General features: G+C 71.4%; 14 protein-coding genes and 1 tRNA gene. 10 read left to right on the top strand and 5 right to left on the bottom strand.

The genetic code is table 11. The features are described from left to right. Positions 1 to 171: 171 nt before the first annotated feature. Together JT723_RS12500 and JT723_RS36110 are read left to right on the top strand one after the other, a co-directional pair. Positions 172 to 1,212, top strand: coding sequence for a UDP-N-acetylmuramate dehydrogenase (locus JT723_RS12500; protein WP_205044600.1), 1,041 nt, complete (start codon positions 172 to 174; stop codon positions 1,210 to 1,212). A gap of 88 nt (positions 1,213 to 1,300) precedes the next feature. Continuing rightward, positions 1,301 to 3,130, top strand: a complete 1,830-nt coding sequence (locus tag JT723_RS36110; RefSeq protein WP_205044599.1) for a helix-turn-helix domain-containing protein — start codon at positions 1,301 to 1,303, stop codon at positions 3,128 to 3,130. Between the two features lie 335 nt (positions 3,131 to 3,465). Here the strand turns inward: JT723_RS36110 and JT723_RS12490 are convergent, their stop codons facing one another. From JT723_RS12490 to JT723_RS12475, 4 genes are all read right to left on the bottom strand, one after another. Beyond that, complete coding sequence (locus tag JT723_RS12490) at positions 3,466 to 3,936, bottom strand: ATP-binding protein (protein WP_205044598.1); 471 nt, start codon at positions 3,934 to 3,936, stop codon at positions 3,466 to 3,468. After that, positions 3,933 to 4,373, bottom strand: coding sequence for a hypothetical protein (locus JT723_RS12485; RefSeq protein WP_205044597.1), 441 nt, complete (start codon positions 4,371 to 4,373; stop codon positions 3,933 to 3,935). The genes JT723_RS12490 and JT723_RS12485 overlap by 4 nt, the downstream gene beginning before the upstream one ends. A gap of 256 nt (positions 4,374 to 4,629) precedes the next feature. Continuing rightward, the gene (locus JT723_RS12480; protein ID WP_205044596.1) at positions 4,630 to 5,664 is read right to left on the bottom strand and encodes an adenosine deaminase; all 1,035 of its coding nucleotides are present in this window, start codon (positions 5,662 to 5,664) and stop codon (positions 4,630 to 4,632) included. Between the two features lie 99 nt (positions 5,665 to 5,763). Next, positions 5,764 to 7,002 carry a pyridoxal phosphate-dependent aminotransferase gene (locus JT723_RS12475; RefSeq protein WP_205044595.1) on the bottom strand — a complete coding sequence of 413 codons (1,239 nt, stop codon included), beginning with the start codon at positions 7,000 to 7,002 and terminating at the stop codon, positions 5,764 to 5,766. A gap of 211 nt (positions 7,003 to 7,213) precedes the next feature. On the opposite strand from JT723_RS12475, the gene JT723_RS12470 reads away from it, so the two are divergent. From JT723_RS12470 to nusG, 3 genes are all read left to right on the top strand, one after another. Beyond that, a tRNA-Trp gene (locus tag JT723_RS12470) sits at positions 7,214 to 7,286 on the top strand. A 107-nt stretch (positions 7,287 to 7,393) separates the two neighbouring features. Then, positions 7,394 to 7,678: a preprotein translocase subunit SecE gene (gene secE / locus JT723_RS12465; protein ID WP_205044637.1), complete on the top strand. Its 285-nt coding sequence runs from the start codon at positions 7,394 to 7,396 to the stop codon at positions 7,676 to 7,678. A 122-nt stretch (positions 7,679 to 7,800) separates the two neighbouring features. Next, positions 7,801 to 8,661, top strand: coding sequence for a transcription termination/antitermination protein NusG (gene nusG / locus JT723_RS12460; RefSeq protein ID WP_205044594.1), 861 nt, complete (start codon positions 7,801 to 7,803; stop codon positions 8,659 to 8,661). Positions 8,662 to 8,755: 94 nt separating this feature from the next. On the opposite strand, the gene JT723_RS12455 is transcribed toward nusG, so the two are convergent. Further along, entirely contained in the window at positions 8,756 to 9,556 is an 801-nt protein-coding gene (locus JT723_RS12455) for an SGNH/GDSL hydrolase family protein (RefSeq protein WP_205044593.1), read from the bottom strand. A 226-nt stretch (positions 9,557 to 9,782) separates the two neighbouring features. Between JT723_RS12455 and rplK the strand changes: the two genes are divergently transcribed. The 5 genes from rplK (at position 9,783) to rplL (ending at position 13,455) form a co-directional block, all read left to right on the top strand. Continuing rightward, positions 9,783 to 10,217 carry a 50S ribosomal protein L11 gene (gene rplK, locus JT723_RS12450; protein WP_205044592.1) on the top strand — a complete coding sequence of 145 codons (435 nt, stop codon included), beginning with the start codon at positions 9,783 to 9,785 and terminating at the stop codon, positions 10,215 to 10,217. A gap of 84 nt (positions 10,218 to 10,301) precedes the next feature. Continuing rightward, positions 10,302 to 11,027, top strand: a complete 726-nt coding sequence (gene rplA / locus JT723_RS12445; protein ID WP_073492347.1) for a 50S ribosomal protein L1 — start codon at positions 10,302 to 10,304, stop codon at positions 11,025 to 11,027. Between the two features lie 179 nt (positions 11,028 to 11,206). Continuing rightward, on the top strand, positions 11,207 to 12,127 hold the full coding sequence (locus JT723_RS12440) for an SCO4651 family lipoprotein (RefSeq protein ID WP_205044591.1): 921 nt from the start codon (positions 11,207 to 11,209) through the stop codon (positions 12,125 to 12,127). Between the two features lie 319 nt (positions 12,128 to 12,446). Next, positions 12,447 to 12,983, top strand: a complete 537-nt coding sequence (gene rplJ / locus JT723_RS12435; RefSeq protein WP_033177774.1) for a 50S ribosomal protein L10 — start codon at positions 12,447 to 12,449, stop codon at positions 12,981 to 12,983. 82 nt (positions 12,984 to 13,065) lie between these two features. After that, positions 13,066 to 13,455, top strand: a complete 390-nt coding sequence (rplL, locus tag JT723_RS12430) for a 50S ribosomal protein L7/L12 (protein WP_205044590.1) — start codon at positions 13,066 to 13,068, stop codon at positions 13,453 to 13,455. Positions 13,456 to 13,538 lie beyond the last annotated feature (83 nt).

The following is a 13,538-nucleotide window of genomic DNA, read 5'->3' as shown; positions in this document are numbered from 1 at the left end:
TACACGGCGGGAGGGCGGTGGGGGTGGAGGGGGAGGGGGGCGAAATTGTTTCGTATATTTGTGGCGCTTGGAGGGGGTTGCCGATTCCGCGTGGACGGTGACGCGCCGTAAATATACTAATTTCGCCCCCCTCCCCCGGAACCCCCGCCGCCCGGCCCATAAGCTGACCCCGTGCACCCCCTCGCCCCGTACACGACCTTCCGCCTCGGCGGCCCCGCCACCCACCTGGTCACAGCCCGCACCGACGCCACCCTCGTCACCGCCGTCCGCGACGCCGACACCCGCGGCGAGCCCGTCCTCCTCATCGGCGGCGGCAGCAACCTCCTCATCGCCGACAAGGGCTTCGACGGCACCGCCATCCGCATCGCCACCCAGGGCGCCACCCTCCACAACCGCACCCTCGAACTCGCCGCCGGCGAAGTGTGGAGCGACGCCGTCGCCACGACCGTCCGCGCGGGCCTGGCCGGCATCGAGTGCCTGGCGGGCATCCCCGGCTCGGCCGGCGCCACCCCGATCCAGAACGTCGGCGCGTACGGCCAGGAAGTGTCCAGCACGATCACCGAGGTCGTCGCGTACGACCGGCGGACCGCCGAGACGGTCACCCTCCCCGCCGCCGAGTGCGCCTTCTCCTACCGCAGCAGCCGCTTCAAGGAGGACCCGTCCCGCTACGTCGTCCTGCGCGTGCGCTTCGCGTTGGAGGACGCGGGCGGCCTGTCCGCGCCGCTGCGGTACGCCGAGACGGCCCGCGCCCTGGGCGTGGAGGCGGGCGAGCGGGTGCCGCTGGAGAAGGCCAGCGCGACGGTGCTGGCGCTGCGCGCCGGCAAGGGCATGGTGCTGGACGCGGCGGACCACGACACCTGGTCGGCCGGCTCCTTCTTCACCAACCCCGTGCTGACCGCGGCCGAGTTCGCCGCGTTCCTGGACCGCGTCCACGACCGCCTCGGCCCCGACGCGGCGCCGCCCGCCTTCCCGGCGGAGGGGGAGCGTACGAAGACGTCCGCGGCCTGGCTGATCGACAAGGCCGGCTTCACCAAGGGGTACGGCAGCGGGCCGGCCCGCATCTCCGGCAAGCACACGCTGGCGCTGACCAACCGTGGCGACGCGACGACCGAGGACCTGCTGGCGCTGGCCCGCGAGGTACGGGACGGCGTGCACACGGCCTTCGGGGTGACGCTGGTCAACGAGCCCGTGATGGTCGGCGTGCAGCTCTGATCCGGTCACGGACGGTGAAGCCCGCCGCCATGCCCGGGATTTCCTGATTTACTCGGTGATACGACCCCCGCCCCCCACGGGAGAAGCCGTGCTCACCCTCGACACGCTGATCAGCTCGGCACCCGACCGGCTCCGCCGCGCCGGGCGGGTCGCGGGCGAGGGCGACCGGCCGGTCGCCGGGGTCTGGCCCGCCGACCCGGCGAACGCACCGGCCCGCGAGCGCGGGTGGCGCGACGTGCTGGCGGTGCTGCCGCCGGAGGCGTACGGGGCGTACGGAGCGCAGGACGATCAGGACGCCGACATACGGGCGCTGGCCCGGGCAGGAGCGGCGGCGCTGGCGGTCAGCGAACCGGCGCCGCAGCAGATACTGGACGCGGCGGACAGGCACCGCCTGCCGGTGCTGCTCACCGACCCGGAGACCTGTACGGTGCCGCGCCTGGCGCAACTGCTCGCCGACCAGGAAGCAGCGGCAGGGCGGCGGCTCCAGGACCTCCTGGAGTGCGCCAAGCAGCTCTCGACGGCGCCCGAGACGGCGGCGGGCATCCTCAGCTGGCTGGCGCAGATGATCGACGGCCAGGCCGTTCTGCTCGCCCCGCACCGGCCCCCGCCCCCGCTCGACGGCGGTCTGACGCTGCCCGAGGAGCGGGTCGCGGCGCTCGCCGACGGTACGACGCAGGCGGCGACCGCGGACGTCGGGGAGTGGAACGTACGGCTGTACGCGCTCGGGCCTGTGCCGCCCTACGACGTGCTGGCCGTTGCCAGGGCGCGGACGGCCGGGTGGCCGCAGCCGGTCACCGAGGCCGTGACGATGGCGGAGCTGCTGCTGTCGTCGTGGCTGCGGCTGCGGGCCGCGGCGGACGGGGAGCGGGCGCCGATACGTTCCTCGGTGCTGCAGATGCTGATGGCCGGGCAGGTGCTGGCGGCGCGGCGGGCCGCCACACCGCTGGCGATGAGCCCCGACGTGCTCACCGCGGACGAGGCGCGGGTCTACGTGGTCGGCGGCCGGGCGGCGCACCGGGACACGCTCGTGTCGGCGTGCCACTACCACCTGGGCGACGCGGGGCTCGTCGTCGGGTGCCCGGTCGACGAGCACCAGGTGATCATCGTCGCGACGCCCGACGCGCCCACCGAGGCGCTGCTGCGCGACCTGGTGACGCGGCGGGAGGGCTTCCGGCTCGGGGCGAGCCGGGCCATGCCGCTGGACGGCGTCGCGGAGGCGCACGGCGAGGCCACGAGGGCGCTCGCCGCGGCAGGGTCCAGCCCCGACCACTACGCCGTCTTCACGCCGGACATCGAACTCGTACGGCTGCTGCCCGCTGAGGGGGCGGGGCGGTGGGCCGCGGCGACGCTCGCGCCGCTGGACGAGTGGCCGCAGGGGCGGCGGGCCGAATGGCTCGACGGGATGCGGCTGTGGTTGGCGTACGGCCCGATCGGTGCGGCCAGGCTGGCCGGATTCCACCGCAACACCGTGCGGCAGCGGGCCGAGACGGTGGGGGAGGCGCTCGGGCTCGACCTCGGCCGGCTCGCCGACCGCATACGGCTCGACCTCGCGCTGCGGATCGACCGGCTCGGCCTCGACCACGGCGGGTCGGGACCCGCGCCGGGATTCGACGAGCTGCTCGCCGATGCGGCGGCGCTGCGCTGGGCTGAGGAGTATCTGCGGCGCCTGGACGACGACCTGCTGCCGACGGTTGTGGCCTGGATCCAGGCCGGCCAGCACACACCGAGTGCGGCGACCCGCCTGGGGGTGCACCCCAAGACGGTGGCTGCCCGCCTGCGGCGGGCGGAGGCGCAGGTCCGGGAGCCTTTGATCTCCCACCCAGCGGTTGGCGGCCCCGTGGCCGCCTCCGCGAACGGTGTGTGCGGGGTGCACGACCTCGCACTGGCGGCGCGCATAACCCACCACCTCACCTTCTGAACCGAGGCGGCCCCCACCGGGGCGCGGGTCGTCTCCGTCCCGAGGGGGCTGTTCGGTCCGTGCCGGACCACCGGCCGGCGAGCGAAGCGAGTGGGGGCACCCCCAGGCGAAGCGCTGGGGGAGGCGTGTCGCGCAGTTCCCCGCGCCCCTGGGGTGGTGGCGGTTTCGTCGCGACACGACGGCCGGTGGGGGCTTGGCACGCCCACGCGGCGCCAGCCGCAGATCAGATGCAGCCCCACGCCCCTGAAAGCTCGGCCCCGCCGCAGAGGCACCCCCCGCGCCCCTATGTGCTCGGCCCCGACGGAAGGGCACCCCCCCGCGGGGGCGGGCAGGGGTTAGGGGAGGGGCAGGGTGGCCCAGACGTCCTTGTGGGTTGGGGAGTAGGTCGTGCCGTGGGCTGTGGTCAGGGTGGTGATGATGGACAGGCCGCGGCCGGATTCGGCGTCGGGGGAGGCGGGGGCGGGGGTGGGCGGGGGAGCGGGCGGGGTGGGGTCGGGGTCGCGGACGCCGATCAGGAGGACGCCGCCCGGGCAGAGGGCCAGCCGCAGGGACAGGGGCCCCTGGGCGTGCTGCTCGGCGTTGGTGGCGAGTTCGCCGACGATCAGCTCTGCGGTGTCCACGACGGACAGCGGCAGCCCCCAGGCCGCCAGCGTGGTCCTGGTGTGGTGGCGGGCGGCGGCCGCGGGGCGGGCCAGGCCGGCCAGCCGGAGCCGGCTGCCGCGGATGCCGCGCGGGCGGGGGACGCCGGGGGCGGCGCGCGGCTCGGGCGCGGGCTCGGGTTCGTACTTCGTGGCCGGGATGGTCATGACGGTGACTCCTTACGCGCCACGTGCGGGCCGAGCGCGAGCAGGACCGGGCGCCAGTCGTCGGGCGCGGCGGGGGCGTATTCGTACCGCACCCCGGCCTCGACGGCGGCGGTGAGCAGTGTCCCGCCGTCGGCCGCGCCGACCGGGTCCGCGTGGACCCAGCCGGTGAGGTCGGCCTGGCGGGCGGCGTGGCGCAGGGCGCCGAGTGCGGCCGGCGGGGCTGCGAGGGTGATGAGGACGTCGCAGCGGTGCCGGGCGAGGGCGCCGGCGGCTGCGGGGAGTGCCTCGGCTGTGTCGGGGCCTGACGGGAGGACCTGGCAGTGCACGGGGTAGCCCGCGGCTTCGAGCACCGCGGCCATGGCGTGTGCGGCCTGCGCGCGGTCCTGCGTGCAGATGACGCCGACGCTGCTGCCGAAGATCACTGTGACCACCTCCACGTCCGACGCTAGGACCACTCGCGGGCGGAGCCCATGGCACCGGTGCACACATGGCCGTGCGGAAGCGCTCCCCGTGCACAGGGATGCCCCGGGATGTGCACCGGGAGCGGTGCCGGCGCGGGAGTGTGCACCGGGGCAGGTGCGCGGGATGCGGTGCGCATGATTGCTTGCTCAACGGGGGTCTCGCCCGGTCGACGGGGGCGGGCGAGACCCGGGGGGACCCTGTGGGGGACCCCGGAGGGCCGCAGAGCGCGGCTCAGGAAGCCCAGGCGTCGATGTCGGCGAGCATCCGCTCGCGTATGTCGTGCGGCGCCCGGGAGGCGCGTACCGACTGCCGGGCCAGTTCCGCCAGCTCCTGGTCGGTGAAGCCGTGGACGTCCCGCGCGATGTCGTACTGCGCGGCGAGCCGGGAGCCGAAGAGCAGCGGGTCGTCGGCGCCGAGCGCCATGGGGACGCCGGCGTCGTAGAGGAGCCGCAGGGGTACGTCCTCGGGTTTGTCGTAGACGCCGAGGGCGACGTTGGAGGCGGGGCAGACCTCGCAGGTGACGCCGGTGTCGGCGAGCCGGCGCACCAGGTGGGGGTCCTCGGCGGCGCGCACGCCGTGGCCGACGCGCTGCGCGCCGAGGTCGTCGAGGCAGTCGCGGACGCTGGCGGGGCCGGCGAGTTCGCCGCCGTGCGGGGCGGCGAGCAGGCCGCCGTCCCTGGCGATGGCGAAGGCGCGGTCGAAGTCCCTTGCCAGGCCGCGGCGTTCGTCGTTGGACAGGCCGAAGCCGATGACCCCGCGGTCGGCGTAGCGTACGGCGAGCCTGGCCAGGGTGCGGGCGTCCAGCGGGTGCTTCATGCGGTTGGCGGCGACGACGACGGCCATGCCGACGCCGGTGTCGCGGGATGCGGTGTGGACCGCGTCGAGGATGATCTCCAGGGTGGGGATGAGTCCGCCGAGCCGGGGGGCGTACGAGGTCGGGTCGACCTGGATCTCCAGCCAGCCGGAGCCGTCAACGGCGTCCTCCTGCGCGGCTTCGCGCACCAGCCGGTGGATGTCGTCGGGGGTGCGCAGGCAGGAGCGGGCGGCGTCGTAGAGCCGCTGGAAGCGGAACCAGCCGCGCTCGTCGGTGGCCCGCAGTTTGGGGGGCTCGCCCGAGGTGAGGGCGTCGGGCAGGTGGACGCCGTGCTTGTCGGCCAGTTCCAGCAGGGTGGCCGGGCGCATGGAGCCGGTGAAGTGCAGGTGCAGGTGTGCCTTGGGGAGGAGCCGGATGTCCCGGCCCTGCCCCGTACGTACTTCGCGTGCCATTCCAAGATCCTGCTATACGCGAGCCCCCGCCCGGAACCGTTTTCTCCGAACGGGGGCTTGCCCGAATGCGCGCGCGGCCCGGAACACCCGCGCCCGGGGTCAGTCCGTGGCCTCGCCGAGCAGCTTCTGCAGCCGCGAGACGCCCTCGACGAGGTCCTCGTCGCCGAGCGCGTAGCTGAGCCGCAGGTAGCCGGGGGTGCCGAAGGCCTCGCCCGGGACGACGGCGACCTCGGCCTCGTCCAGGATGAGGGCGGCCAGCTCCACGGAGCTGGCCGGGCGCTTGCCGCGGATCTCCTTGCCGAGCAGCGCCTTGACCGAGGGGTAGACGTAGAAGGCGCCCTCGGGGAGGGGGCAGACGACGCCGTCGATCTCGTTGAGCATCCGCACGATGGTCTGGCGGCGGCGGTCGAAGGCGGTGCGCATCTCGGCGACCGCGTCGAGGTTGCCGGTGACGGCGGCGAGCGCCGCGACCTGCGCCACGTTGTTGACGTTCGAGGTGGCGTGCGACTGGAGGTTGGTCGCTGCCTTGACGACGTCCTTGGGGCCGACGATCCACCCGACGCGCCAGCCGGTCATCGCGTACGTCTTGGCCACGCCGTTGACGACGATGCACTTGTCGCGCAGCTCGGGGACCAGCGCGGGCAGCGAGCTGAAGGCGGCGTCGCCGTAGACCAGGTGCTCGTAGATCTCGTCGGTGAGCACCCACAGGCCGTGCTCGACGGCCCAGCGGCCGATGGCCTCGGTGTCCTCGCGGCTGTAGACGGCGCCGGTGGGGTTGGAGGGGGAGACGAAGAGCAGCACCTTGGTGTGCTCGGTGCGGGCCGCCTCCAGCTGCTCCACGGTGACCCGGTAGCCGGTGGTCTCGTCGGCGACGACCTCGACCGGCTGACCGCCCGCGAGCCGGATCGACTCGGGGTAGGTGGTCCAGTACGGGGCGGGCACGATGACCTCGTCGCCCGGGTCGAGCACGGCGGCGAAGGCCTCGTAGATGGCCTGCTTGCCGCCGTTGGTGACCAGCACCTGCGAGGCGTCGACCTCGTAACCGGAATCGCGGAGCGTCTTGGCGGCGATGGCCGCCTTGAGCTCGGGGAGCCCGCCGGCCGGGGTGTAGCGGTGGTACTTCGGGTTGCGGCAGGCCTCGGCGGCGGCGTCGACGATGTAGCCGGGCGTCGGGAAGTCGGGCTCTCCGGCGCCGAAGCCGATCACCGGGCGCCCGGCGGCCTTGAGGGCCTTGGCCTTGGCGTCGACGGCGAGGGTGGCGGACTCGGAGATCGAGCCGATACGGACCGACACCCGCCGGTCGCTTGCGGGTGGTACAGAGGGAGTGGCTGCGGTCATGACTGCATGGTCCCAGACACCGGGACCCCCGGGCACCGGGGTTTGGCGCTGTACTGAAGTTCGGGTGCGTGTCGAGGTTTGAACCCGATCTCAGGTGATCCGGAGCAACTCCTTTGCAAGGCGTTCGACGAGGAGCCCCGGAGCACGTACACTCAACCGTCGATGGCCCTCCCGGCGATGTCGCCTGCGGTACGTTGGGGGTGTCTGTCGAAGGGTCGTAGCTCAATTGGTAGAGCACTGGTCTCCAAAACCAGCGGTTGGGGGTTCAAGTCCCTCCGGCCCTGCTCCACACGTCCGACCTGGACGTGGGCAGGCAGATAAGCACTCGCCGTACCGCGCGACGGGCGCGGCACGGCCACGACCCGGAGTCAGGTGAGGACGAGTGACTGAGATCACGGACTCCATCGAGGTCCCGGAGCCTGACGCGACTCAGGACGACAAGGACACCGAGCGGAAGCCCCGCCGCGGAGGCAAGCGCGGCAAGAAGGGTCCCCTGGGTCGCCTCGCGCTTTTCTACCGCCAGATCATCGCGGAGCTTCGCAAGGTCGTCTGGCCCAACCGCAACGACCTCACCACGTACACCACTGTGGTGATTGTCTTCGTTGTGGTCGTCATCGGGTTCGTGGCCGTGGTTGACTGGGGCTTCGGGAAGCTTATTTCCGCCGTTTTCGGCTGAGCTGCTTTCCGGTTTCCGGCCGAGCGGTGTCCCGGCCGGTCCCGCCAGTCCGCGGGGGGTGCGCAGGCCGCAGGCCGCCCCGCCCGCAGTGCCACCTTTGAAGTCAGGAAGAAGCTGTCACCGTGTCTGACCCGAACGTGTACGACGCCGACGAGTCCGTCGAGGGCGCCGAAACCGCGCTCGACATCGTCGAGGCCGCCGACGGCGACGTCGACCAGGCGGCTGCCGCCGACCTGGCCGAGGGCGAACCCGCCGAGCAGGCCGCCGTCCACGAGTCGGATGACGACGACGCGGAAGACGCTGCGGAAGCGGCGGGCGAGACCGACGAGTCGGACGAGGACGGCGACGAGCAGGCCGCGCCGCAGACCCCGGTCGACGCGGTGGCCGCCTTCCGCGAGGAGCTTCGCACCCTGCCCGGCGAGTGGTACGTGATCCACACCTACGCCGGCTACGAGAACCGGGTGAAGTCCAACCTGGAGCAGCGTGCGGTCTCGCTGAACGTCGAGGAGTACATCTACCAGGCCGAGGTCCCGCAGGAGGAAGTCGTTCAGATCAAGAACGGCGACCGCAAGACCATCCGGCAGAACAAGCTCCCCGGCTACGTCCTGGTCCGCATGGACCTGACCAACGAGTCCTGGGGCGTCGTCCGCAACACCCCCGGTGTCACCGGCTTCGTCGGCAACGCGTACGACCCGTACCCGCTGACCCTCGACGAGATCGTGAAGATGCTGGCCCCCGAGGTGGAGGCCGCGGCCGAGGCCGCCGCGATCGCCGAGGGCACCGCCCAGCCGCGCAAGGTCGAGGTCCAGGTGCTGGACTTCGAGGTCGGCGACTCGGTCACCGTCACCGACGGCCCCTTCGCCACCCTCCAGGCGACGATCAACGAGATCAACCCGGACTCGAAGAAGGTCAAGGGCCTGGTCGAGATCTTCGGCCGGGAGACCCCGGTCGAGCTGAGCTTCGACCAGATCCAGAAGAACTGACCTGCGGGTCCGCTGTCCGAGGCCTGAGCCCCTGCTCCCGTCGTGGGAGCAGGGGCTCAGGCGTGTACGGAGGTACGGAAGGGGTGGCGCCGGATCAGTCGTTGGCGTTCAGGACCGGGAGGTAGCCGGCCGAGTGGCCGGTGGCGGTGGGGTGGTAGGACTCCCAGCTCGGGGAGATGACGAGGGAGTGCAGGTAGTCGTCGCCCGAGCAGAGTTCGTGGCCGTGGAAGGTGGGGCGGACGTCGCCGAAGGCGAAGCCGTGGGAGGCCGCGACGGAGGCGGTGGTGGTGTCGAGTACGTCGGCGGCCTCGTTGATCTTCTGGTGCTTGGTGTCGCTGAGGCCGACGCAGAACCAGGCCGACAGGTCGTACATGTCCGGGTAGCCGAGGACGACGACCCGGGCGTTGGGCGCCTTGGCGCGGATGGCGTTGTAGACGGTGTCGAGCCGGCCGGGCAGGGTGTTGCGGACGAAGGTCTCCGCCTGGTTGACGCGGTTGACGCACGTGCTGTCGGAGCCGGTCACACAGGTGGTCATGACGTCGGAGAAGCCCGCGTCATTGCCGCCGATGGTGAGGGTGACCAGGCCGGTGGAGGAGTTGAGCCCGCCGAGCTGGCTGCCGGTCACGTCACTGGTCACCGCTCCCGAGCAGGCGGCGAAGGTGAACGAGGACGGGCTGTGGGCGCCGGCCCACAGGGCCGGGTAGGCGCTGTTGCTGCGGTGGCAGTCGCCGCTGGAGCTGATGTAGTTGCCTGCGCCGTTCCCGGCGGAGTACGAGTCCCCGAGCGCGACATAGGCAGGCCCGGCAGCCTGTGCCGGGCCGGTGGTCAGCACCAGCGCCGCCACCAGGGCGAACGCGAGTGCGGCGAGGGCGGTTAAGGACCTGGTCAGTCTCACGGAACCTCCAAGAGCAGGATCGCTGCAGGACTTTGGTACCAGCCGGTAGCCCGCTACGGGAAGTGTTCATGCCAAGAATTCTTCCCGCGTAGACCGGAACTTCAGGTGCTCCTGGGGCGAGGGTGGGGAGGCCGGATTTCAGGGCCGGGGGCGTTACCCGCTATCGTGGTGCGGTATGCCTGCTCGCAGGCACGGAAAAACTCTCAACAGGACCCGGAGAGAGCACATGCCTCCCAAGAAGAAGAAGGTCACGGGGCTGATCAAGCTCCAGATCAACGCCGGTGCGGCGAACCCGGCCCCGCCGGTCGGCCCCGCGCTGGGCCAGCACGGCGTGAACATCATGGAGTTCTGCAAGGCCTACAACGCGGCGACCGAGTCGCAGCGCGGCATGGTGATCCCGGTGGAGATCACGGTCTACGAGGACCGCACCTTCACCTTCATCACCAAGACCCCGCCGGCGGCCAAGCTGATCCTCAAGGCCGCGGGTGTCGACAAGGGCTCCGGCGAGCCGCACGTCAAGAAGGTCGCCAAGCTCAGCCGCGCCCAGGTGCGGGAGATCGCCACGACGAAGCTCCCCGACCTGAACGCGAACGACCTCGACGCCGCCGAGAAGATCATCGCCGGTACGGCCCGCTCCATGGGCATCACCGTCGAGGGCTGACGCCACCTCGTAGGCAAGCACCACCTGTGGGAGGGCCGGCTCGGCCCGCACCACGACTCCACTCAAGACCGTAGGAGCAGAACCGTGAGCAAGCGCAGCAAGTCTCTCCGCGCTGCGGACGCCAAGATCGACCAGGAGCGCCTGTACGCGCCCCTGGAGGCCGTCCGTCTCGCCAAGGAGACCGCGACCACCAAGTTCGACTCGACCGTCGAGGTCGCCTTCCGCCTGGGTGTGGACCCGCGCAAGGCCGACCAGATGGTCCGTGGCACCGTGAACCTTCCGCACGGCACCGGCAAGACCGCCCGGGTCCTGGTCTTCGCGACCGGTGACCGTGCTGCGGCCGCGGAAGCCGCGGGAGCCGACATCGTCGGCTCCGACGAACTGATCGACGAGGTGGCGAAGGGCCGGCTGGACTTCGACGCCGTCGTCGCCACCCCCGACCTCATGGGCAAGGTCGGCCGCCTCGGCCGCGTCCTCGGCCCGCGCGGTCTGATGCCGAACCCGAAGACCGGCACCGTGACGCCCGACGTGGCGAAGGCGGTCACCGAGATCAAGGGCGGCAAGATCGAGTTCCGCGTCGACAAGCACTCCAACCTGCACTTCATCATCGGCAAGGTCTCCTTCGACGAGACCCTCCTGGTGGAGAACTACGCAGCGGCGCTGGACGAGATCCTGCGGCTCAAGCCGTCCGCGGCCAAGGGCCGTTACGTCAAGAAGGCTGCCGTGTCCACGACCATGGGCCCCGGCATCCAGATCGACCCCAACCGCACCCGCAACCTCCTCGTCGAGGAGGACCCGGCGTCCGTCTGACGACGACGTCCGGGCGCGCTGCCCGCGAACCGAACGCCCCGCACCCGCTGGTGCGGGGCGTTCCGCATGTGCGCGGCCTCGTATGCCTGCCTGCTTGCCTTTACGGGCTTGTCAGTTGCATGCGTTAGTGTTCCGCTGGTTACGACGGGGGCGTGTGGTCCCCGCGAGGGGGATGGATCATGCGTGGGATCAGGGGTGTGGCAGCGGCGGGCGTCGCCGCCGTGTCGGCGCTGGCGCTTGCGGCCTGCGGACCGCTCGGCTCTTCGGCCTCCGACGACAAGCCGGGGGACTCGGTGGACAAGGCGGCCCCGACGGCCGCCCAGACGGCCAAGGGGCTTTCCGGGGCGGCGCACGCCATCACGGCGCTGGACCTGGTGAAGAAGACCGCGGCCGGGGTGCACTCGGCGAAGGTCGACTCGACCATCACGATGGGCACCGTGATGTCGATGAGCAACAAGGGCGCGCTGGACTGGGCGGACGGCCTGGTCGGCGACATGACGATCACGTACACCGGCGGCACCGTCGCCGACTCGCTGCGCCAGGCGGGCGCGTCGACCACCATGGCCGCGCGCTACCTGCCCGACGCGTACTACGTGAACCTGGGCTCCGCGCTGGCCGCGCAGGCCGGCGGGAAGCACTGGGTCAAGTACACCTATGCCGACCTGGGCAAGTTCACCGGCAGCTCGGGCTCGTACCTCAAGGACACGATCCAGAACAACAACCCGGTCAAGAGCGTGGACGCGGTCCTGGCCTCGCCCGACATCAAGAACGTCGGGGACGAGAACGTCAGGGGGATCGAGGCGACCCACTACACGGGGACGATCGACGTCGCGGCGATGACGGGCAAGTCGCTGCCGAACCTGAGCGCCGCGGACCAGGCACAGCTCAAGGACCTGCTCGCCAAGAGCGGGATCACGACCGAGACGGTCGACCTGTGGGTGTCGGGCGCCAACCTGCCGGTCGAGGCGGTGGTCACGGCCTCCACGAAGACCGGCCCGATGAAGACGACGACCTACTACTCGGACTTCGGCGCTCCCGTGAGCGTCAAGGCCCCGGCCCTCTCCGACACCGTCAACGTCTCCGACCTGATGAACCAGTAGCCGGCGTCAGCCGGCAGCCGGCGGCGAGCAGCCGGCCGGTCGCGGCCCCGCGGGCGATTTGCCCCGCGGGGCCGCGATCCCGTACGCTTCCCGGGAAGCCAAAGACCGCTGGTCGTCGTCGTGCCCCGAAAGGGCGTGGCGACCGAAGGATCCGCAGCACGCGGACGGCCTGCGCAGGTGATCGTGGAAGTCACTCCGAAGCCCGTTGACGGACTTCGTGGAGTCACGCCCCGTGCGCCTGCGCCGGGGCGTTCGTTTTTGCCACGCCACCTCCTTCGTCCGCGCGGTCCGCAATCACCCCGGAAGGAGGCCGAGACTCATGGCGAGGCCTGACAAGGCTGCCGCGGTTGCCGAGTTGACGGATCAGTTCCGCTCCTCGAACGCCGCTGTGCTGACCGAGTACCGCGGTCTCACCGTGGCGCAGCTCAAGACGCTGCGCCGTTCGCTCGGTGAGAACGCCACGTACGCCGTGGTGAAGAACACGCTGACCAAGATCGCGGCCAACGAGGCCGGGATCAACCAGCTCGACGACCTGTTCGCGGGTCCGTCTGCTGTCGCCTTCGTGACCGGTGACCCGGTCGAGGCGGCCAAGGGTCTGCGCGACTTCGCCAAGGACAACCCCGCTCTCGTCATCAAGGGCGGTGTCCTTGACGGCAAGGCGCTGTCCGCCGACGAGATCAAGAAGCTTGCGGACCTCGAGTCCCGCGAGGTTCTGCTCGCCAAGCTGGCGGGTGCCATGAAGGCCAAGCAGTCCCAGACTGCCGCGCTCTTCCAGGCGCTCCCGTCGAAGTTCGTCCGTACTGCGGAGGCACTTCGGGCCAAGAAGGCCGAGGCCGAGCAGGGCGGTGCCGAGTAATTCGGCTCGCACAGCGGGCCGACCGTACGCTCGCTGACTTGTACATCCGGCACCTGCCGATTTAGTGGAAGGACCGCCAACCATGGCGACCAAGCTCACCCAGGACGAACTGCTCGCCCAGTTCGAGACCCTCACCCTCATCGAGCTCGCCGAGTTCGTGAAGGCGTTCGAGGAGAAGTTCGACGTCACCGCCGCCGCCCCGGTCGCCGTTGCCGCCGCCGGTGGCGCCGGTGCCGCCCCGGCCGAGGCCGCTGAGGAGCAGGACGAGTTCGACGTCATCCTCACCGCCGCGGGCGACAAGAAGATCCAGGTCATCAAGGTCGTGCGCGAGCTGACCTCGCTGGGCCTGAAGGAGGCCAAGGACCTCGTGGACGGCGCTCCCAAGCCCGTCCTGGAGAAGGTCGCCAAGGAGGCCGCGGACAAGGGCGCCGAGGCGCTCAAGGCCGCCGGCGCCTCGGTCGAGGTCAAGTAACCTCTGCTCCACCCGCCGCAGGGCGGCCACCCGAAAGGGTGGCCGCCCTCGGTCGTTCCCGGGGGCGTGCGGCGGGCCGCGGT

The sequence above is a fragment of the Actinacidiphila bryophytorum genome, from assembly GCF_016916835.1.
Classification (GTDB): Bacteria; Actinomycetota; Actinomycetes; order Streptomycetales; family Streptomycetaceae; genus Actinacidiphila; species Actinacidiphila bryophytorum.
This window is presented reverse-complemented; position numbering and strand designations above follow the sequence as displayed.